The organism is Mucilaginibacter sp. P4_C11 (genome assembly GCF_056402115.1).
In genome coordinates this window covers 142,754-162,784 of record NZ_JBFUIA010000005.1, presented here as the reverse complement: position 1 = coordinate 162,784, position 20,031 = coordinate 142,754, and the positions used below count along the sequence as shown (strand labels likewise).

Below are 20,031 nucleotides of genomic sequence, written 5' to 3'. Positions count from 1 at the left end.
ATTAGGCGTTTGCGAAAAAAATGTATATTATTATATTAATTATTAAAACAATATACTTAACTTAACCTTAGTTAATTTGACCAGCCTTTAAAGTCGTTAACTGTTAAGCTACGCATCGCAAACCTTGTAAATCAATTTATTATGAAACAACAACCCTTTGGCAATTTTACCAGATTGCTTCACCCTGTACTTATTTTTTGTGTATTTTTATTTGTAACAGCCTGTAAGCCACCGGCGGGCGGGGCCATTAAATTTGCCTCGTTAAAATATACTTCGGGGCAGGTTACCCATTGGCTCGACTCGGCCAAAACCAACAACTTCGTTTTTCAGTTTTATACGCCCGCTGCTGAGAGCGAAAAGCGGCCTTACCAGCTTATCTCATACATTATTGATACAGCCGGAAATTATTTAAATGCAGCCAGCCCCGATACCTTATCATTGGCAAAAGATAGTTTAACTACGCTAAATGGTAAAGCCATATTGGGTAACTCCTATATTTCCAAAAAAACTATCCTCAATATGTTAAAAGATTCGGGTGGGAAAAAACGGGATTTTGATTATCTTCTCCTTACCCCTATAATACTGCCTGCCAATCAGCATGTGGTGTACCAGGTTCAAATTATTAAAGGAGAGGTTGTTTTAAAATGCGGCACCGGCGATGTAAATTCAAACCCTTCGCCACCTGCCACTATGCAATAAAAACATATAAAGGCTGTGCAAAATATTCTTAAAAACGTTCTCGATTGGTCGGAGGTTTGGGCATTGCTCATACCTTTGACTTTTCTTTACATCCGCAAAAAACAACCGGCCTTTAATAGGCCCGTAGTGATATATGTTTGGATAGCGCTGATACTAAATATTGCTATCGACCTGACCTGGAAATTCAGAACGAAGCTGTCCGTTCAATTTCAGTCGAATAATTATTTGTATAATATCCATTCCATAGTAAGGTTTGTGTTGTTCAGTTCCTATTTTATCCGGCTTAAGCAACCGTTTCTTACCACGACAAAAAAGGTTATTCAACTTGTTTTTGCAGTGTTTGTAATTATAAATTTTAGCGTTTATCAGCATTTTTTTGACTATTGGCATTTTAGTAGCCTGTTGTTATCGGTTGAGGCGGCACTGCTGTTGTTTTATTGTATTCAATATTATTTATTCAGGATAAGCGACGACGAAGAAATAAGCAAAAAACAGCCCGATTTATGGATTGTTACCGGCCTGGGGATTTATGTTGCTGTAAATTTTTTCATATTTCTGTTATATAACAAGCTCACGGTGCATTTGCAAAATTTTGCGGTAAGCTTATGGAATATCCATAATATCACCTTTATCATCTTCTGTGTTTTTATAGCCAAAGCCTTTTATGAGTCAGAATTATAAAGAAATAAAGCTTTTTTTGTTTATGGGGATAGCAGTGATGCTTTTTCTGTTTGCGAGTGTTTTATTGATTTTTATATTTTTTCAGCGAAAGAAATTTCAGTACCAAAAAAACATTCAAAATTTACGCGAAAATCAGCAAAACCAGTTAATTGAAGCCGCGGTGCGCAGCGAGGAAGCCGTACGGCACCGCATTGCCGAGGACTTGCATGACGAGGTTGGCGCTATATTATCCTCATCAAAACTGCATTTCCAGGGGATAAAAATTAACGTTTTTGACGAAAAAAACAACGAGCTTTATGAAAAAGCTAAAGAGTTACTTGACGAAGCCATTAAACAGGTAAGGGATATCTCGCATAACCTTCACTCGGGGATATTGAAAGAATTGGGCCTGAATACCGCAATCCAGCACTTTGCCGAAAAGATAATCCATAACAGCAATATAATACAGGTTACAACTGCGCTGGCCGACTCATATACCGCCCCAACAACAGAAAATGATATCAGTATTTACAGGATATTTCAGGAGCTTGTAAATAACATCATCAAATACGCCGACGCCAAAACGCTGCATATCAGTTCAGTTTATGAAGATCATGCATTAAGCTTAACCATTTTTCATGATGGTAATGGGCTTACCCAAAAACAGTATGAGGAGTTACGCTTTAAAAAAAACGGACTTGGTTTAAAGAACATACAAAGCCGCATAATTTTGATAAAGGGCCACCTCTCATTTTCGCAGATAGCCGCGGGGTATTGCATTGACATATATGTGAAAGACAACGTAAATTCCTGAAGCAATAACAACATTGGCAAATATTTTACCCGATACATTATTTTAATGAATACAAGCTATGAAGCCCAATAAAATAAAAATAGCGATAGCCGACGACTATACTATATTCAGAGACGGTTTAAAAGTTGGCCTGGCCCAGCACAATGATTTTGAAGTGATTATGGAAGCCAGCAATGGCCAGGAACTGATTGAAGGGATGGAAAAAGAGCTGCCGGATGTTATTATCATGGATTTAAAAATGCCGGTAATGGATGGTATAGAAGCTACCAAACTGGTAAAAAAAAGATTTGGATCGGTTAAAATTTTGGTGGTAACCATGTATGATGATGATAAATTTATTATCCATTTAATGGAGATTGGGGCAAACGGGTATTTATTAAAAAATGCCGACTCGGACGAGATTGGTAAGGCAATTTATGCCGTGCATGAAAATGGTTATTATTTTAACGACATAGTAAGCAAGGCCCTCCTGAAAAAATTAGTAATAAAGGGTAACCTGAAGCCATCATTTAATCAAAACATTGAATTTACCGAACGTGAGCAGGAGGTTTTAAAACTGATATGTGAAGAAAAAACAGCCAACGAAATGGGTAAGCAACTTTTCCTTAGCCCACGCTCGATAGAGGGCATCAGGATAAGGCTGATTGAAAAGGTAGGCGTTCGCAATACCGCCGGTCTGGTAATGTTCGCGGTAAAAAACGGGATAATATAGATGCACTTATACTGAACTATAATGTAAAAAATAACGCTACTGCCGCGGCACCCATAATCACAAATGTTGACCATAACAGGGTTTTAGATAACCAGCCGCTTTTGTACACACCCATAATTTGTTCGCTGGCGGCGATGTTTACGATGAGGAACAGTAAAGGAACAGCTGCCACGCCATTTATCACCGCGGTATATACCAGGGCCTTCACCGGATCTATCCCCACAAAATTTATAGCCAGCCCCACCAGCGTAGCAACGGTAATAACGCCATAAAAGCCATAAGCTTTGCGGAATTTCAGGTTCAGGCTGGCACTCCAGTCAAAAGCCTCGGCTACAGCGTAAGCGGCCGAACCTGATAACACCGGTACAGCCAATAAGCCAAGCCCAATGATACCTATAGAAAAAATAAGCTTGGCCAGGAAGCCCGCATGCGGAAACGAGTGTACCAAAGGTTCCAGCGCTTTTGCCGCGTCGGCTGCATTTTTAATATCTGTTACCCCGCTGTTGTGTAAAACCGTAGCCGCCACCAGCAAAATGCACCAGGTGGTAAACTCCGAAACGATCATACCGAAGGTATTATCTTTACGCATGGCATGAATGTGCGGCCAGCCAATCCTGGGTTTGCCGTTGCGTACCAGCCCTTTGGCTTGTTCTTCCTCAACCTCCTGCGAGGCTTCCCAAAAAAACATGTAAGGTGTAATGGTGGTTCCGAATACCCCGGTAATGATAAACAAAAAGGCAAAGCTAAACTCAAAATGCGGCACCAGGCTTGCCCGCAACACTGTTGCCCAGGGCTGATGAACAATAAACACCGTTATAGGATAGGCCAGCAGTGTAAGGGCCAGCCATTTCAATATCCTGGAATACAGCTTATAAGTGGTAAAAATTTCCAGCAGTAAAATGCCCGTAGTAAACAACAGGGTTAAGATGATAAACGGAATAGGTATCAGCAATTGAGCAGCTGCGGCCATGGCGCCAATATCGGCACCGATATTAATAGTATTGGCCACCACTACCAGGCCCACAACTGCGTATAATACCTTGCGACTGTAATGTTCTTTCACAACCGCAGCTATGCCTTTGCCGGTAACCAGCCCAATACGTGCACAGGCCTCCTGAACGGCGGTCATAAAGGGCAGCATATAAAGGGCCGTCCACAATTGGCCATAACCAAATTGAGCACCCGTTTGGGAATAAGTTGCTATGCCCGACGGATCGTCGTCTGCCGCGCCGGTAGTTAAACCTGGCCCAAGCAGGCTTAACCATTTCAGAATTTTTCGTTTACGAAACTTGGGTTTGGGGTTGACAGACATACCTGGTAGACGTTGAAATAAATAAGAGCAATAAGGTACGATATAAAGATTAAATTTCTTTCATGCTAAATAGCTTAACCATCGAATAACCGACGGTTTAGTCGCGAACTTTACCCCGCATGCTGAATGGAACCTGATTAGGCCCAAATTTCGTTTGATGCGGTAAGAATGATAGGCATACCGTTAGTTACCATAATGGTGTGCTCATGCTGGGCAACATACCCGCCGCGGTTCCCTATCAAAGTCCAGCCATCTTCCTGCTGATCTGCATAGCTGGAGTGCGTAGCAATAAAAGTTTCAATGGCTACAATCGAATTTTTTTTGAAACGGGCGGTGTTATACTTATCATAACAGTTCAGTATATCATGAGGTTCTTCATGTAAGCTTCGCCCTACACCGTGCCCTGCAAGGTTCTTGATCACTTTATAACCAACTTGTTTGGCCTGCATTTCAATCAGCTTGCCTATATCCGCAATTTTTACACCACCTCTAATCTCACTGATAGCCTTTTTTAAAATTTGTTTGGAAACGTCAACCAGGGGTTGCAGCCGGTTTAAATCGCGGCCAAGTATAAATGAGCCGCCATTATCGGCCCAGAAACCGTTTAGCTCGGCAGACACATCGATATTGACCAGGTCGCCCTCATTCAAAATCCTGGCCTCGGTTGGAATACCATGCGCCACCTCGTTGTTCACACTAATGCAGGTCCAACCCGGAAAACCATAGGTTAGCTTTGGTGCCGACTTAGCACCCATTTGATTCAGGATATTACCCCCAAACTCGTCCAGCTCTTTGGTCGACATACCCGGCACGGCATGCTCACGCATCTGTTTTAACGTTTCGGCAACAGCATTGCTCACCTGTTTCATTCCAAATAATTCTTCCTCAGATGTGATTGACATGGTATTCTTTTTTTGCTCAAATATAGGGGTTTTACGGTAGGTAAGGGTTAATGCTGTCACCAACGAGCCAAGGATAGTTGAAGGGAAGACGGCGTTATGTAATATTAAATTTTTTTTGCATGCCGGTATTTGTTAATGAAAACACACAACAAAGTGCGGCAGGGGATTCTAACATGGGCGAAAGTTGAGAAAGTGCGGTATGCAAACGTATTCCGGCATCCCATTCCCAATTGACACCATCCCCAAAGTCCTGATACTGCTAGTTACTTTTCTCCAGCGGTTTACGATGCCAGTAGTTGGCCAGTAATGATCCGGTGACGTTCATCAGTGGACCAAATACCGCGGGGGCCAGGCCTACCGTCGCGATTTTCCCCATCGCTTTTGCCAGCCCCGAAGCCAGGCCGGCATTTTGCATGCCCACTTCTATGGCCATGGTACGGCAATCGCGTTCGGGCATTTTAAATAACCGGCCCGCCCAGTAGCCCAGAGTATAACCCAATAAATTGTGAATAAGCACCAGCAACACCAGCATAGCGCCAATATTTAATAAACTGTTACGCCCGGCCGCAGTAATAATTACGATAATAAAAGCGATACCAAACATTGATATCAATGGCATCAGCGTTTCCAGCCACGCGGCCCTTTTAAGCAGGTATTTATTAAAAAGAATGCCTGCGGCGATGGGTAAAACCACAATTTTTGTAATATCCCACATCATGCCAGGCGTATCTATTTTAATAAAAGCGCCGCCAAGCAGTTTCATAAGCAGTGGTGTAAAAAACGGTGCCAGCATGGTAGATACCGCGGTTATGGTAACAGACAATGCCAGGTTGGCCTTTGCCAGGTACGAGATAACGTTGGAGGCCGTTCCGTTTGGCGAACAGCCCACGAGGATTAAGCCTGCGGCAATCTCAGGCGGAAAGCCGCTTAGTTTGGCCAGCGTGAAGCCCAGCAGCGGCATAATCAAAAAATGACTGCCAACACCTATGAATACTCCTTTGGGCATTTTAATAACCCCTGCAAAATCTTTAATACCCATAGATGTGCCCATCCCGAACATAATAAGCTGCAGTAGGGGCGTAATAAGCCCCGACAGCTTAAAACCTTTTACTTCAACAAAATATTGCGGATAGTATAATGCCGCGGTAACTGCCGCGAAAATGATAAGCGTAAAGGCGAGGCCCTTTAATAGCTCCCATCCGCGGCATGCTATAGATAGCATGATAAACAATGCGATGATAAACGGGCCGGCATGAGCAATGCCATCCCGGTAAATTTGCCAGGCTACCGCGAGCGCACAAAGCACGGCAATGCCCGCAATGAGTTTGTAGATAACGATATTTTTCAACTGTTTAAATTTAGTGTTATGTTAATCGAGTAACGACGGATAGTCTTTACTCGAATGGCTTAAGCTCTAAGTTAAAAAGATTAAATCTAACTTTTTACTTAAGACTTAGTACTGCTAACTTGGCATTAGGTTATAATTTGGTTACCAGGTGCGCTTTTCCATAAAGGCATCTAATTGCGCCCTGGTCATTTTTATTTTACCCGGATTTTGATTAAGCCATTTCATGAACGCATCCTTCACCTGGCTGGTCCACTGGCTGTCAATTTCGCCGGTTGCAAACCTGCCCGATTTAAGCATGGCATGTCCAAACTCGTCGCGCAGGGCAATGAATTCGGCAGTAGCCACCACTTTTTCGGCCAAATGCGCCGGAATAAAAAGCACGCCTTCTTTTTCGGAGATAACCAAATCTCCGGGCAGCACTACAGCGCGGCCTATGCGTATGGGCGTGTTAAGCCCCATTAATACCATTTCTTCAAGGTACGATGGATCAAAGTCGCGTACAAAAGCATTAAAGCCATGTATTTCTTTAAGGCCCTGCAAGTCGCGCGCCGAACCATCAAAAATAACACCGTTACCCGATTTGCTGAAAATGGAGTTACCCAGGTTATCGCCAATAAGCGTGCCCCCTTTAACTTTGCCAAAGCCATCGGCAACATACACATCGCTTTTGGTTAAGGTTTCTATCGGCCAGGCATTGGTATTGCCTTTTCGCCCCTGTTTATTGCCCCGGTCTTTTATGTTTTTTTCTATATCGGGGCGGCTTGGCATAAACATGGCTGTTACGGCCCGGCCAACAACTGGCAAGGTATCGTTAACCAGTTTCCACCCACCTTCAAACTGGTTATTATAACCTTCGTTTTTTAATACCGTCCAGGCTTCTTCAATACCTATTTTTTTTGCTCGTTCTATAATATCATCCGGAATTTTGGGCCGTCCATCGGCAAAGCGCTCGCCTTTCCACTCCGATGTGTAAAACACCAGTTCGTCTCTTGAAATGGTTTGCGCCCGGGCGTTGCTGTAACAGCCTATGCCGACAAAAAGCCCCAGGATTAAAAGTTTACAGTATCTCATAACTTTTATTAAAACAGGATAATATTAATTAATGATTTTCGGTTATTAGCACGGTTTGCGGATTTTTGGTATTAATTTTAGGCTGATATATTGGCGATGCTATCCCGTTAAGGTCATAAACTATTTTACCCGCCCTGATAGTGAGTTCGCAAACAAATTTTTTGCTGGCCTCCATCTTGTAACCCGTATAATCAAACAAACCGAATTTGCCATCAACAATACTTAAAATAGCTACATCGGCGCCCGAGCCTACCGATAAATTCCCCAATTCCTCGTGTTTTATCTCCTTCGCCGGGTTTGATGTACATGCCTGTATCACATCGTGAAGGGGCATGCCCATAGCCAAAAATTTGGTCATACAGGTAAGCATATCCTTCATGGCATCATTCATGCTGCCCACATGTAAATCGGTGCTGATGGAGTTCGGGAAAAACCCCTCTTTGGCGGCGGGCAGCGCCTGCGAATACGCAAAGCTGATATTGCCGTAGCCCACGTCAAAAGCAATCCCCCGTTTCCGGGCTTCGTATACAAAAGGTTTTACTTTTTTAGTCGCCGGGTCAACAATAGGTTCGCGGTCATTAAACTGGCCGAAGCAATGGGTGAAAATGTCGCCTGGCCTAAGGTGTTTCAAAAATAATTCTTCAATGGGTAGTGGCGGGATGCTGCCGCCAAAATCAATCATCACGGGTATTCCTCTTGCAGCTGTACCGGCCTCTACCGCACGGTCGGCAGGTGTCCAGTCATGACCTTCGTAATGGGCCAGTTTGATGCCTACAATGATATCTTTATATCTCCGGGCAACCAGGGCAGTCATCCGCGGATCCATATCATTCAGGTCTTGTTCGTAATCGCCGCGCATGCCTTCGCCAACAATGTTTAAAAACGCCAGCACCCTTGTCCTGGAATTATCAATAGTTTGCGTTTTAAAGGTCGGAAATGTTCGCCAGCCCGAGCTGCCTGCATCAACAACAGTAGTTACACCATTCCTGAAAGTAAATCCATCGGGTGCCAGGCCCAGGTTCCCGTTTTCGTATTGATGATCGGGCTGGGTACCGCCAAAATTATGGGTATGGATGTCAATTAATCCGGGCACTACATACATGCCCTTGGCCTCAATCACATCTGCCGCTTGTTTGGCGTCGATATTTTTGGATATCAGCGCTATTTTATTGTTGTTGATAGCAATATCCATGATGGCGTCGATATCATTTTTAGGATCAATCACGTGGCCATCCTTAATCACAATATCGTACGACTGCGCCATTACCGCCGTGCTTAATACGCTTAACAGCACCAATAATAAGAAGTAGGTTTTTTGCATTTTGGGTTAAGTATTTAAATCATAATAAAGTATTGCAGGTTTAATTTTTGACAGGCAGATGTATGTTGGGCGGATAATTTTATCAGATGGCTTGCTGCAAAATGGACTTTACTTTTGTAGCTACAATATCAACCTGGTCTGGCCGCAAAAGCACCACGCCGATAGTAAGGCGATTGCCTTGGCCATTGGCTACTATACTTGGCGTGCCATTTTTTAAGGCGATTACCACCTGTTGGGGTGTAATTTTAATTTTGCTGTTGTCCCAGGTAACATTAAGGCTTGGGTAGGCATTAGCCGGGCCGGGGTCAACTACTGTTTCGGTTTTAACGCTGTGCAGGGTTTCCAACTGCGTGCCGATGTATTTGGTGCGCTGCATCCAGTCTCCCCACTCTTTTTTATGGTCCCGTTCAAGGTAGGCTTTCAGTGCGGCGTACATGGCAAACATTTCTTCTTTGTTTACTTTCATAGGCCGGCCAATGGGCGCCTCATTAGGGCTGTGGTTAAGGCGGGCGGCTGTAATAAGGTCTTTACGGCCGAAAAGCAAGCCTGCGCTCTGCGGCCCGCGTATCATTTTGCCACCCGAAAAGGTCACGAGGTCGAAACCGATTTTCTGAAACTTAAACAGGTTTTCAACAGGCGGCACATCTGCCGCGGCATCCAAAAAGGTTGGTATGTTGTGCCGTTTGGCGATAGCCACAAAATCGGCGTGCGTAATACTGCTTTTTTCGGCGGCGTTAAAAAACAGGGCCATTACCGTTTTATCATTAACAGCTTTCTCCATTTCGTCCGGGCCTTCAACCTCAATAATTTTGGCGCCGGTGGTGGTTACGGCCTGGTCAAACAGGTACCTGTGCGTTTTTTGCATAATTACCTCGGGCCGCGGCCCTGGCAGGTTAGGCAACAGCTTTATTTTTTCATGATCGGTACCGGTTATGGCAGCCGCAGTACCCAGTAATATGGCACATGCCGCTCCCGATGTAACCATTGCCGACTCTACATGCAGCATTTCGGCAATTTTCGCCCCAACTTTATCCTGTAACTCGTACATGTTGGCAAAATCGTGCGATGTTGAATTGATGGCCTCCAACACTTCCGGCAACATCAGCGAACCGGATAAAAAAGTCATGGTTACGGATGCGTTTATCACCGGTGTAACACCAAGCTCTTTAAACAGATCGCGCACCGGCTTTTTTGCCGGGGAGGAGGGGAGCGTAACGGCTGCCTTGCTAACCAGGCTGCCGGTTAGGGGTAATAGGGTAAGGCCCTTGAGTATGTCTCTGCGTTTCATTTTTTGATTATTATATGTAAGCGATACAATCCATCTCAACAAGCGAGTTGCCCGGCACACCACCCTTAGCTACCGCAACGGTGGTACGTACCGGCGGATTTTTGTCAAAGCGGCCTTTGTAAACCTCGTTCATGCCCTGGTAGTCGGCAATATCATTCAGAAACACGGTTACTTTGAGTACTTTTTCCATCGATGAGCCGGCTTTTATGAGTTCTTTTTCCAGCTCTTTAAGTACAATTTCGGTATGGGCTTTAATCTCGAAGGGCTCAACGTGGGCGCCTTTTCCGGCTATAAAAACCATGTTGCCCAGTTTGGTTGAGCCCGAAAACAAGGGCACATCCTGAAACGATGTTACATTGTTAGCTACCTTTTCATCGGCGGGCGCGGCTATGGCGTCTTTGCTTAATCCGAATACGGATATGCCCACTGCCGAGGCCAGTATCCTTTTTAAAACAGATCTTCTTTTTTCCATGTTATTTTTATTTTGTGTAATGAGGTGTATGTTGTTTTAGTTATTGTTAGCGCGATTTATTTGTGGTTGCCACCATCCAGCCAAATCCCATAAATAAAAACAAAGCCGCCGCACCGGTAAGCTTCAATAAACGCGGGCCAAAATAACGCGAAGCAGCAGCCGAAGCCTTCCCTGTGCCTTTGGTATTATTCATGCAAACAATAAATTTTATGTACTAATCCGGATATACAACGCCTGCTATCAGATAAAACCTGACAATCATCAAGGGGAGTGGCGATTGCCTGGCTTGCATCTGATTATATATTTCCTATTACACATGACTACCGGTAGTTTATCCCTCCGAAAGGTTGAAATATTTACGCGCTGCCCGGTTTTTAGTTAAACAGAAGGGCTTTGGAGATATTGAATTAATATTTTGAAAATAAGAAACTTGTTGTATGTTTGTACTATATGTATAGTACAATAGTATTTTAACATGATTAAATTTAAATTAGACCCTAAAACGGGTACCCCGTTTTACCGACAGATAATTGACCAGATCACGTTTGGCATAGCTGCGGGAAACCTGAAAACAGGCGAACAATTACCCACTGTGCGTTCGTTGGCTGTGGATTTAAAGGTAAACCTGAATACGGTGGCCAAAGCTTACAAAGAGCTGGAAATTCAGGATATTTTAGAAACGCAGCAGGGTACAGGCACATTTATAAGCGAAATAAGGATCCAGATAACTGAAAAGGAGCGAAGCGCCAAATTAAAAGAGATCTGTAACGAATTTTCGTCCATTGCATTCAGCTATGGTTTTTCGACAGACGACATTATTAATCAACTTAAAAAACAATAATATGATAAGTAGTAAAAAGAATACCAAGTTGGGCGTTAACCCAATTGCAGCCGTGATATTTGTTGTGTTAACAGCGGGCGCTATTGGTTTGTATTATTTGGAATGCATTAACGCTTTAACCTTGGGGCTGTTGCTGATAGCTTCGTTGTTTTTGGCCAACTCGGTGCATATAGCCGATCAGTGGGAAAAAGCTATTGTTTTACGCATGGGTAAATATACCGGGCTACGTGGCCCGGGCTTATTTTTCACCATTCCACTGGTTGACAAAATAGATAATTATATTGATCAGCGGGTTAGGGTTACCGAGTTTAAAGCCGAGCAAACGCTTACCAAAGATACCGTGCCCGTAAATGTTGATGCCGTAGTGTACTGGACGGTATGGGACGTTGAAAAGGCCGCGCTTGAAGTGCAGGACTACGAGGTGGCTATTGCCTACATAGCGCAAACAGGATTAAGAGATGTAATAGGAAAACATGAATTGGCCGAGCTGTTGCAGGAGCGCGATAAGGTGACGGATTTACTGCAAAGAATACTGGATGAGCATACCAACCCCTGGGGCATAACCTGCCAGAATGTGGGCATCAAAGATATTGTTATCCCTCAGCTATTAGCCGATGCCATGAGCAAGGAAGCCCAGGCCGAAAGAGAACGCAGGGCAAGGGTAATACTGGGCACTGCCGAAGTTGAGATTGCCGAAAAATTTGCGGTGGCAAGTGAACAATATATCAATAACCCGGTGGCCTTACACCTAAGGGGGATGAACATGTTATTTGAGGGCCTGAAAGAAAAAGGATCGATGGTTATAGTGCCAAGTTCGGCATTGGATTCCATGAACCTGGGCGCAATGGGCGGATTGATCTCCTTAGCAAAATCAAACGAACCCAAGCAGGACGTGTAAACTTTCATAAAACTCAATGTTCAGTTAATTCCATAGCTATTACTAATGCAGGCTGGGGGGAGTTTGGGGTTTTGTGCTTTACATGCGGTATTGTGAGTTGTATGCGGGCGCATAGATTTGGGGCCAGCAACTAAGGTTTTGTATTTTTTTCAATTCTATCAATAACTCATTAACCAAATTGTATCTTTAACTATCTAAACTTTATATATGAAACAGGCTGTAAAAATATTTGTAGAAAAATACCTCAACGCTATTAGTGAAAATAATGCAGCTATATTTGCCGGTGCAGGGCTATCGGTACCCGCCGGCTTTGTAAATTGGAAGGAATTACTGAGAAAGATAGCCGAAGAACTGGAGCTTGATATAGATAAGGAGGATGATCTTATTTCAATAGCTCAATATTATGTGAACCAGGCAGGCGGGCAGGGGGCTATTAATCAGACAATTGTAAATGCGTTTAGCAAGGGCGTGGCGCTTACGCCAAATCTGAAATTGTTGGCGAAATTGCCAATAGGCTATTATTGGACAACAAATTATGATGATTTAATAGAACGGGCTTTAGGCGATGCCAATAAATCGGCCGACGTAAAGCTTACGCCCGAAAATTTGGCTATAACGTTGCCGAAAAGGGACGCTATTGTATATAAAATGCATGGCGACAAGAGCCTGCCTGATAAAGCCGTACTTACCAAAGGACATTATGAGGACTACAACGTAACGAGGCAGCTTTTTACTACAGCATTGCAGGGCGATTTAGTTTCGAAAACATTTTTATTTATAGGTTTTAGCTTTGAAGATCCTAACCTGAGTTATATATTGAGCAGGATCAGGATTTTACTCGGGAATAACCAACGTGATCATTATTGTTTTTTTAAACAACCGCAACTTTCAGATTATAAAAAAAAGCTTGGGGAGATAGAAGGCGAAAAGGCCTGGGCATATGACTGTTTAAAATTAAACTACAAGGTGAGGGACCTTACAAGATATTCAATAAAAGCGTTGTTAATTGATGATTATGCCGAAATTACAGACACGCTTACCCTGCTAAATAAAAAACTTAAACGGAAAAAGATTTTTATTTCCGGTGCTGTGGCCAACTATGGAACTTGGGGAAAAGACAGAACAGATAGATTCGTATTCGATTTATCGTATAAAATTGCAGCAAGTAATTACAAAATTATATCTGGTTTCGGCTTAGGTATCGGAGATACGGTAATAAATGGGGCACTCACATACTTGTATACCACCAAATACCAGCACCTTGATGAGGTAATTGCTATGGTTCCCTTTCCCCGGTTTGCACCAGATGGAGTAGATATTAAAGAATTAAAGCAAAAGCACCGGGAGGAGCTCACCGCACAATCGGGTATTAGTATATTCATATTCGGCAATAAATATATTGATGGTGTATTGACCGAATCTCCTGGCATGATGATAGAATTTGATGCGGCATGGGAACATGATAAAAACAGGTCGGTGCCCATACCTATTGGTGCAACCGGGAATGCTGCAAAAATAATATGGGATATCGTAAATGCCGATCCAACGACATATGGTTATGATACCCCGGAACTGCTTGCTTTGTTACAAAAGCTAAATGACGAGACTGCTACCAGTTTACAGCTGATTGATACGGTAATGGCTGTAATAGGGTTACTTCAATAATTCAACGCAATCATTAAAACAGGTTGAAACGGAGTTTGTAAAAAAGAGCATCTTGGCCGAGGAAACCGAACCATATTTAAAAGTGTTGCCTTACACTTTACTACGCCCTTGTTGGTGTTCCCGACCGGAGGGGTGTTTTTTACGCAGCCGCCTGCCTGTTGTATTTGTGCTTATAATCGGCGGGCGACAAACCGGTGAACTTTTTAAACACCGCCCTGAAAGCCTTAACATCATTATAGCCTACCTGGTACATTATCTCGTTTACATTTTTTGATGAGTTTTCCAGCTGCTTTTTAGCGGCTTCTACCTTCACCCGCTGAATGTATTCGGATGGGGTGTTGTTGGTGGCTTTTTTAAAACGGCGTTCAAAATGGCGGCGGCCGATGGCAAACTGGTCGGCCAGGCCATCTACAGAAAGTTTCGCGGTGTAATTATGCTCAATAAATTCCTGTGCAAGCTTAATGGGTTCGTCCTCATGCTTTTTTTGCCCGTTAAACATAACAAATGGCGACTGGCTTTTCCTGTCAATCTCGATAGCGAAAAACTTAGCCGCCATAATGGCCAGTTCCCTGCCGGTATATTTTTCAATAATGTGCAGCAACAGGTTCCAGTAAGAGCTGGCGCCGCCGCTTGAGTAAAGGCCGTCAATTTCGGTAATGATGGTACCATCGGTCATGGCCACTTCCGGGAACATGGCCCTGAACTCGTTGCCCGACATCCAATGGGTAGAGCATGATTTTCCGTTAAGCAACCCGGTAGATGCCAGCAGGAAAGCGCCAAGACAAAGTGAAGCCACCTCGGCACCATTTTTATATTGGTTGATAATCCAGGGCACAAAATCCTTGTTCAGCTCAACCATGGCCCTCATATCGCCCGATAGCGCCGGGATAACCACCAGGTCGGTTTTTTTAAGGTCGCTTATCAGCACATCCGTATTAACCGCGAAAGCGCCGTTGTTGAGCGGTACCTGGGCGGTTAAGCCCACTAATTGAACCTCAAACGCGGGCTGTTTACCGGCGCTAACCAAAAATTGATTAATGGCGGTGAACATATACCGCGGATCGACGATTGCAGACGGGACGGCCTCATAGGGCACCAGTATCGAAATGTGTTTCATGTTGATCAAATCTAAGCAATCAAAAAATAAAAAGTCGCATTTACACCCTGCAGATGTCAAATACGTGCAGTACTTATTTGTTTACGCCACACTACCTTTGAATTAACAAAATCACCAACAAAAAATATCATTATGGAAACCACAGTATCACCCACTACGGCGGCCACGCCTTCAAAATCATCATTGTTAACCGGGCGTATCATCAGCGTTATCTGCATTTTATTCCTGCTGTTTGATGCTATCGCCAAAATCATGAAAGAAAGCCACTCGGTAAAAGGTACCATTTTTTTGGGCTACGGCGAAAATATGGTACAGGTAATAGGTACCATACTGCTGGTTTGCACCGTCATCTACATCATTCCGCGTACTGCTGTTTTGGGCGCTATTTTAATTACCGGCTACCTGGGTGGCGCAGTAGCTATCATGATAAGGGTTGGCCAGCCCGCCTATTTCCCTATAGTTTTTGCCATACTGGTATGGCTAAGCCTTTACCTGCGCGATGGAAAAGTAAAAAGCCTGTTCAACTTTGGCGGTAAGTGGTAAATCGGGGAACCAGCTTTAAAATAATTCGGGCAAAGACGCAAAGAAAATGATGCAAAGAAAAATAAGGAGTTGCTTTGCGACTTAGCGTGCTGGCGCGAAAAAATCAAAAAGCGCTTTCCCTGATCATATATGGCCTGTAAATAATAATTATAATAAAAAATGAGGCGGTTGGTGGCATCGGTAAATGTAACTTTAGATGGCTTTATGGCCGGGCCCGATGGCAGCCTTGACTGGCATTTTAAATACTGGGACAGCCAGCTGTGCGAAAGCCTGTGCCGGCAACTGGCCCGGGCAGATACCATTTTATTAGGTGCCCGCACCTATGAAGCCTTCGCCAACTACTGGCCCGCAAAAGCCAACGACCTGCTGATGGCCAAAGAAGATATTGTAATGGCCGAACTGATGAACCGGCATACCAAAGCGGTAGTATCCAAATCAATCCACCTTACTCCCTGGTGCAATACCATCCTGCTAAAAGGAAAGCTAAAAAAAGAGATAGACCGGTTAAAAGCCCAGCCGGGCCGGGATATCATAGTTTTGGGGAGCGGACAGCTGGTATCATCACTCATGAAGCTAAACCTGGTGGATAGGTACGAACTTTGGGTGCACCCGGTGGTAATTTCTACCGGGAAACGTTTATTCCCCACCCTTAGCCATAATTTACCAATGCGGTTAACCAACACGCAGGTATTTTCGTCGGGCATTGTGCGTTTGAGCTATGCTTATGAAAAAGCGTGTAAGCAGATGCCTGTTGTTGGTTTGTCGGCATAAAACTTATTATTTGTATGCAAATCCGGGATGTGCAATTGCATCAGGGTTTGGTATATTTATAAGGGATAAATACCGCTGTTCGATTTCCTGGCTCGATCTACCGGGACATGTAGTCTGCAGACCACACGCATAGTTTTGTGCGGTCGGGTATGGCATTTAATACCGACTTATTAAATTCATTACTATAGACCTAATCGTTCGAAGTGTTCGAACAGGGTAGGGAGCACAACAAGTGTCAAGTCGAAATTAAGATGGCGTTACGTAAACCTTAAAGCTTTTTACACCATTTGGCGCAAGTCTTGTGGGTGGGCAAAGAGGGCAAAGGCTGACTTGTGACTTGAAGGATACCATGACTTACAACGACACCCGGATGCTTAAAACGTCTGGGTGTTTGATATTCATTGATACCCTTTATCGGGTAATAGCGTTGCTTTTATAACGAACATTATTTATAATTAAAGCATGAGCGCCAAATATAAATTTGCCAATCCTGAAGGGATTTACTTTGTAACGTTTGCCGTTGTGGAATGGGTAGATGTATTTACGCGTCAGGTTTACCGGGATATTTTAATAGAAAGCTTTAGGCATTGCATCAGGGAAAAAGGATTGGCCATCCACGGTTATGTGATTATGAGTAACCACGTTCATTTAATTATAAGCAGTAAAGGGATACAAAGTTTACCCGTAATTATGCGGGACATGAAAAAGTTTTCTTCGGTTAAAATCATCCAGGAAATAATTGGCAATCGGTCAGAAAGCAGGCGAAATTGGATGCTTCGGATATTTTCAGATGCAGGTAAAGCAAACGGGAACAACACTCACTATCAATTTTGGGAACAGGAGAACCATCCAATTGAATTACACCCGAATTCAAATCTTTTTTCACAAAAATTGGAATATATTCACCAAAACCCCGTTAAAGCAGGTTTGGTTGCCGAAGCCGCAGACTATCTTTACAGCAGCGCCAGTAATTACCAGGAGAAAGGCGGCATACTAATGGAGGTTGAATGTTATAACTAATGACGGGCATTTACTAAGGAAGTCACAAGTCACCCTTCGCACCTCCAGCCCGCAAGACTTGCGCCAAAGAGGGGGAGCTGGGGGGAACACCAACAAGGGCGAAAAATTATTGAGGGGATTTTAAATCATTTCTCATTATATTGCAGAACAGATACTTAACACCTAACGTCATCACTGAAATGGAAAAAAAAGAGAATAACTCAAAGCTTGAAGCAGTCGCTACAATAATAAAGGCATCGATGTGGCCCGTAACTATTCTTATTTTTTACATCCTTTTTTCGGGTGATCTTCATAAATGTCTCGCAGTAGTTCCGACGCTTTTATCTAATTCAAAAACTATTTCAATCTCCGGTTTGAAAATTGAGGTAAATGAGAAGCTTAAAATTGAGGCTACACGACCGGTCAAAGAAATATTGAAGCGTATGAGTCCGGATGGAATAGATAAAATATTGGAACTATCGCCCACATCTTCACAACTATTAAAAGAATCCGAATTGACGGATTCCGTTAGGAACCGGTATTACGAACTTTATCGTTTAAATCTTGTAACAAAATCGCCAATAACGTTGACACCGGAAGGAAACAACATCGAGTTACAACTTAATGACAAGGGCAAAGATGTCAGGAAGTTTTTAGTGTCACTGATCGGCGATTTGGTTGACAGGTAATAGTAATTCTTTAATTCAAGCGTATCAATGCCTTTGTGCGGCCCCCAATGATGTTTTGTCAAAATCAATTGTCTTTATAATAATCCCCAGCATAAATATCGGCTGAAAACTGCGCGAATAGGTGCCCGAAAACAAGAAGCCAAATTGGTTTGACAAAGGCAGTATTACCGTCGACTCGAGGCTGAAAATTTTGGCTTTCTTCTCCCCAAAAACAGTTTTATATGCGTTTGCGTCAAATATGCCATAATTTGCAGACACGCCAAATGTCATTGCACCACCTTGCTTAAAAGTAAATCCCTCTAATTCCAAACCAAGGGTATTTTTCCATTGGCTTATTGATGTATGGGTAGTGTCGCCAGTTTTTTGGAAGGAGTTTAGTTGATATAGTGTAAATCCGTAAACTCTAAACGCTAATTCGTTGTCGACGCCGAATTGGAATTCACGCGTACCTCCGATTCCAACACTTAGTCCGTTATTGGACTGTGCCAATTTGCTTAAATCTGTTTTTGTCACCTGTGTGCTAACAGTGTTCATAAAGTTTGCTATATTTCCGACAATGGCCCACTCGGTCTTGGAATATTTGTGAGACATTGGGTTTATAATCACGGTCGCTCCTCCTACTATATTGTCTGTTCCTCCCTTTGAATTGACATTATAACCAATCGAAGCCCCCATGCTCGCGCCGGACCAGTAGCTTTTATTAGAAACAGCATTCACCACTAAATAATTAATACCTGAATCATCTTGTTCAAGCGCTATAAGCATCGGTTGGTCAGGCTTGTCGATTTTTTGCGTTATGCTTTTATACCCAATAAAGTCAACTTTAACCAAATCTCCGGCTATTACTTTAAGCACGAAACGACCCTTGTCATCAGTCAGCGTGCCATAGCGCTTGTTAACGACAGATATTGATGCCCCTTGCAACGGAGTGCTGCCCTTTTTTTCAACAACTACACCCTTAATAAGAAGTGAGTCCACTTGAGAAAACACGTTTTGAGGATTTAATAGATAAATCCATAATAGGATTGATAAAGCTTTTTTCATGATGTAAGGATTTCGGTGACTAAATATACATCTTTACATCAATTATTTAATAAATAGATTAATATTGACCCTCTTATTTTAAGGGATTTAAATAACTACTCGCTAAATATATTGAGAGCGTTATCAAATAAGTTTAAACGAAAGGATATCTACGCCCTTGTTGATGTTCCCGACCGCACTTTGTTGGAGTTGTCTCCAATAAACTCGTGGACCTTTACTGCGTCGTAATAGCCAAAGCCCCTGCACCCGGTTTTATCGTTTATCAATCGCTGGGTTATCAACTAAAAGGAATTGACACACGGCTTACGTTTTAACGAGCGGGCGGCCGGGAACGAATTGTTGGAGACAACTCCAACAACGGCGGAGGATACAAAAATAAGAATCACATTACAGATTTATGACAAATTGACATTCTTGGAGTTTGGATTATAAATTGAGTGGTCATGTTTGCCTTCAGAATAGTCTGGAGTGGTGTACTGTTTAAGTGGCTTGACCTAAGGTGCGTATACAAATATGCTGCCAACCCTGCCAGATTACCTGTCATGGTTTCCGAACAATCCTGTAGTTGCAGAGATGCAATAACTAACAGGGCAAGGATTATGTGTTTAAGAGCTATCATAACATTATTATTGTTTAAAAAGTCCTCGCGGTGAAAGCCGTATGTCTGAGCGGAAGTGAAACATATTCTGCAAGGTCCCGGAGAAGTAAGTAACCTCAGTCGGTTACCCAAGCTTGGGAGGGTCGGTTCTGAACGTGTCAGGCCGATCTAAAATGCCACAATAACAGCTTTGCTGTGTCTTGATTGGCTAATGAGTGGATTAAGGTTTGTAGAGGAGAATACCCTCAAATGATTCGAGGCGGTCAT

21 protein-coding genes are annotated in these 20,031 nt (G+C 43.2%); 11 read left to right on the top strand and 10 right to left on the bottom strand.

The features are described 5' to 3' along the window. Positions 1–141 precede the first annotated feature (141 nt). The 4 genes from AC1DU2_RS06550 to AC1DU2_RS06535 are packed head-to-tail and all read left to right on the top strand — an operon-like array spanning position 142 to position 2,885. A complete protein-coding gene (locus AC1DU2_RS06550; protein ID WP_477383436.1) occupies positions 142–699 on the top strand; it encodes a hypothetical protein in 558 nt (185 codons plus the stop codon). A 15-nt stretch (positions 700–714) separates the two neighbouring features. Continuing rightward, the gene (locus AC1DU2_RS06545; RefSeq protein ID WP_477383435.1) at positions 715–1,380 is read left to right on the top strand and encodes a hypothetical protein; all 666 of its coding nucleotides are present in this window, start codon (positions 715–717) and stop codon (positions 1,378–1,380) included. Further along, positions 1,364–2,173 (top strand): sensor histidine kinase, encoded by an 810-nt coding sequence (locus AC1DU2_RS06540; RefSeq protein ID WP_477363474.1) that lies wholly within the window; start codon positions 1,364–1,366, stop codon positions 2,171–2,173. The genes AC1DU2_RS06545 and AC1DU2_RS06540 overlap by 17 nt, the downstream gene beginning before the upstream one ends. 58 nt (positions 2,174–2,231) lie before the next feature. After that, the gene (locus AC1DU2_RS06535; RefSeq protein ID WP_477363471.1) at positions 2,232–2,885 is read left to right on the top strand and encodes a response regulator; all 654 of its coding nucleotides are present in this window, start codon (positions 2,232–2,234) and stop codon (positions 2,883–2,885) included. A 16-nt stretch (positions 2,886–2,901) separates the two neighbouring features. On the opposite strand, the gene AC1DU2_RS06530 is transcribed toward AC1DU2_RS06535, so the two are convergent. From AC1DU2_RS06530 to AC1DU2_RS06495, 8 genes are all read right to left on the bottom strand, one after another. Continuing rightward, positions 2,902–4,197 carry an NRAMP family divalent metal transporter gene (locus tag AC1DU2_RS06530; RefSeq protein ID WP_477363468.1) on the bottom strand — a complete coding sequence of 432 codons (1,296 nt, stop codon included), beginning with the start codon at positions 4,195–4,197 and terminating at the stop codon, positions 2,902–2,904. Positions 4,198–4,334: 137 nt separating this feature from the next. After that, positions 4,335–5,099 carry a type I methionyl aminopeptidase gene (gene map / locus AC1DU2_RS06525; protein WP_477383434.1) on the bottom strand — a complete coding sequence of 255 codons (765 nt, stop codon included), beginning with the start codon at positions 5,097–5,099 and terminating at the stop codon, positions 4,335–4,337. A 259-nt stretch (positions 5,100–5,358) separates the two neighbouring features. Then, complete coding sequence (locus tag AC1DU2_RS06520; RefSeq protein WP_477383433.1) at positions 5,359–6,447, bottom strand: bile acid:sodium symporter family protein; 1,089 nt, start codon at positions 6,445–6,447, stop codon at positions 5,359–5,361. 141 nt (positions 6,448–6,588) lie between these two features. Beyond that, positions 6,589–7,518 (bottom strand): RraA family protein, encoded by a 930-nt coding sequence (locus AC1DU2_RS06515; RefSeq protein ID WP_477383432.1) that lies wholly within the window; start codon positions 7,516–7,518, stop codon positions 6,589–6,591. Positions 7,519–7,546: 28 nt separating this feature from the next. After that, entirely contained in the window at positions 7,547–8,839 is a 1,293-nt protein-coding gene (locus AC1DU2_RS06510; protein ID WP_477383431.1) for an amidohydrolase/deacetylase family metallohydrolase, read from the bottom strand. 82 nt (positions 8,840–8,921) lie between these two features. Then, entirely contained in the window at positions 8,922–10,127 is a 1,206-nt protein-coding gene (locus tag AC1DU2_RS06505) for an aminotransferase class V-fold PLP-dependent enzyme (protein ID WP_477383430.1), read from the bottom strand. 10 nt (positions 10,128–10,137) lie between these two features. After that, positions 10,138–10,599, bottom strand: a complete 462-nt coding sequence (locus AC1DU2_RS06500) for a RidA family protein (protein WP_477383429.1) — start codon at positions 10,597–10,599, stop codon at positions 10,138–10,140. A 46-nt stretch (positions 10,600–10,645) separates the two neighbouring features. Beyond that, positions 10,646–10,792 carry a hypothetical protein gene (locus AC1DU2_RS06495; RefSeq protein WP_477383428.1) on the bottom strand — a complete coding sequence of 49 codons (147 nt, stop codon included), beginning with the start codon at positions 10,790–10,792 and terminating at the stop codon, positions 10,646–10,648. A gap of 282 nt (positions 10,793–11,074) precedes the next feature. Between AC1DU2_RS06495 and AC1DU2_RS06490 the strand changes: the two genes are divergently transcribed. From AC1DU2_RS06490 to AC1DU2_RS06480, 3 genes are all read left to right on the top strand, one after another. Continuing rightward, positions 11,075–11,440 carry a GntR family transcriptional regulator gene (locus tag AC1DU2_RS06490; RefSeq protein WP_090643767.1) on the top strand — a complete coding sequence of 122 codons (366 nt, stop codon included), beginning with the start codon at positions 11,075–11,077 and terminating at the stop codon, positions 11,438–11,440. Position 11,441: 1 nt separating this feature from the next. Next, positions 11,442–12,338 (top strand): slipin family protein, encoded by an 897-nt coding sequence (locus AC1DU2_RS06485; protein WP_477363408.1) that lies wholly within the window; start codon positions 11,442–11,444, stop codon positions 12,336–12,338. A 207-nt stretch (positions 12,339–12,545) separates the two neighbouring features. Continuing rightward, complete coding sequence (locus AC1DU2_RS06480; protein ID WP_477383427.1) at positions 12,546–14,003, top strand: SIR2 family protein; 1,458 nt, start codon at positions 12,546–12,548, stop codon at positions 14,001–14,003. Positions 14,004–14,142: 139 nt separating this feature from the next. On the opposite strand, the gene AC1DU2_RS06475 is transcribed toward AC1DU2_RS06480, so the two are convergent. Beyond that, on the bottom strand, positions 14,143–15,120 hold the full coding sequence (locus AC1DU2_RS06475) for a GlxA family transcriptional regulator (protein ID WP_477383426.1): 978 nt from the start codon (positions 15,118–15,120) through the stop codon (positions 14,143–14,145). Between the two features lie 132 nt (positions 15,121–15,252). On the opposite strand from AC1DU2_RS06475, the gene AC1DU2_RS06470 reads away from it, so the two are divergent. The 4 genes from AC1DU2_RS06470 to AC1DU2_RS06455 all read left to right on the top strand — a co-directional run bounded on the left by AC1DU2_RS06470 (position 15,253) and on the right by AC1DU2_RS06455 (position 18,122). Beyond that, on the top strand, positions 15,253–15,663 hold the full coding sequence (locus AC1DU2_RS06470) for a DoxX family protein (protein WP_477383425.1): 411 nt from the start codon (positions 15,253–15,255) through the stop codon (positions 15,661–15,663). 159 nt (positions 15,664–15,822) lie between these two features. After that, positions 15,823–16,434 (top strand): dihydrofolate reductase family protein, encoded by a 612-nt coding sequence (locus AC1DU2_RS06465; protein WP_477383424.1) that lies wholly within the window; start codon positions 15,823–15,825, stop codon positions 16,432–16,434. 462 nt (positions 16,435–16,896) lie between these two features. Continuing rightward, positions 16,897–17,454, top strand: coding sequence for an REP-associated tyrosine transposase (locus tag AC1DU2_RS06460; RefSeq protein ID WP_477383423.1), 558 nt, complete (start codon positions 16,897–16,899; stop codon positions 17,452–17,454). A 179-nt stretch (positions 17,455–17,633) separates the two neighbouring features. Next, positions 17,634–18,122 carry a hypothetical protein gene (locus AC1DU2_RS06455; protein ID WP_477383422.1) on the top strand — a complete coding sequence of 163 codons (489 nt, stop codon included), beginning with the start codon at positions 17,634–17,636 and terminating at the stop codon, positions 18,120–18,122. A gap of 24 nt (positions 18,123–18,146) precedes the next feature. Here the strand turns inward: AC1DU2_RS06455 and AC1DU2_RS06450 are convergent, their stop codons facing one another. Further along, positions 18,147–19,166: a carboxypeptidase-like regulatory domain-containing protein gene (locus tag AC1DU2_RS06450; protein WP_477383421.1), complete on the bottom strand. Its 1,020-nt coding sequence runs from the start codon at positions 19,164–19,166 to the stop codon at positions 18,147–18,149. Between the last annotated feature and the right edge of the window lie 865 nt (positions 19,167–20,031).

Coding starts and splice junctions, on each gene's coding strand:
- AC1DU2_RS06455 (WP_477383422.1), top strand. CDS start 17,634: ATGGAAAAAAAAGAGAATAACTCAAAGCTTGAAGCAGTCGCTACAATA.
- AC1DU2_RS06485 (WP_477363408.1), top strand. CDS start 11,442: ATGATAAGTAGTAAAAAGAATACCAAGTTGGGCGTTAACCCAATTGCA.
- AC1DU2_RS06475 (WP_477383426.1), bottom strand. CDS start 15,120: ATGAAACACATTTCGATACTGGTGCCCTATGAGGCCGTCCCGTCTGCA.
- AC1DU2_RS06470 (WP_477383425.1), top strand. CDS start 15,253: ATGGAAACCACAGTATCACCCACTACGGCGGCCACGCCTTCAAAATCA.
- AC1DU2_RS06535 (WP_477363471.1), top strand. CDS start 2,232: ATGAAGCCCAATAAAATAAAAATAGCGATAGCCGACGACTATACTATA.
- AC1DU2_RS06460 (WP_477383423.1), top strand. CDS start 16,897: ATGAGCGCCAAATATAAATTTGCCAATCCTGAAGGGATTTACTTTGTA.
- AC1DU2_RS06490 (WP_090643767.1), top strand. CDS start 11,075: ATGATTAAATTTAAATTAGACCCTAAAACGGGTACCCCGTTTTACCGA.
- AC1DU2_RS06515 (WP_477383432.1), bottom strand. CDS start 7,518: ATGAGATACTGTAAACTTTTAATCCTGGGGCTTTTTGTCGGCATAGGC.
- AC1DU2_RS06450 (WP_477383421.1), bottom strand. CDS start 19,166: ATGAAAAAAGCTTTATCAATCCTATTATGGATTTATCTATTAAATCCT.
- map (WP_477383434.1), bottom strand. CDS start 5,099: ATGTCAATCACATCTGAGGAAGAATTATTTGGAATGAAACAGGTGAGC.
- AC1DU2_RS06465 (WP_477383424.1), top strand. CDS start 15,823: ATGAGGCGGTTGGTGGCATCGGTAAATGTAACTTTAGATGGCTTTATG.
- AC1DU2_RS06500 (WP_477383429.1), bottom strand. CDS start 10,599: ATGGAAAAAAGAAGATCTGTTTTAAAAAGGATACTGGCCTCGGCAGTG.
- AC1DU2_RS06540 (WP_477363474.1), top strand. CDS start 1,364: ATGAGTCAGAATTATAAAGAAATAAAGCTTTTTTTGTTTATGGGGATA.
- AC1DU2_RS06505 (WP_477383430.1), bottom strand. CDS start 10,127: ATGAAACGCAGAGACATACTCAAGGGCCTTACCCTATTACCCCTAACC.
- AC1DU2_RS06550 (WP_477383436.1), top strand. CDS start 142: ATGAAACAACAACCCTTTGGCAATTTTACCAGATTGCTTCACCCTGTA.
- AC1DU2_RS06510 (WP_477383431.1), bottom strand. CDS start 8,839: ATGCAAAAAACCTACTTCTTATTATTGGTGCTGTTAAGCGTATTAAGC.
- AC1DU2_RS06530 (WP_477363468.1), bottom strand. CDS start 4,197: ATGTCTGTCAACCCCAAACCCAAGTTTCGTAAACGAAAAATTCTGAAA.
- AC1DU2_RS06495 (WP_477383428.1), bottom strand. CDS start 10,792: ATGAATAATACCAAAGGCACAGGGAAGGCTTCGGCTGCTGCTTCGCGT.
- AC1DU2_RS06480 (WP_477383427.1), top strand. CDS start 12,546: ATGAAACAGGCTGTAAAAATATTTGTAGAAAAATACCTCAACGCTATT.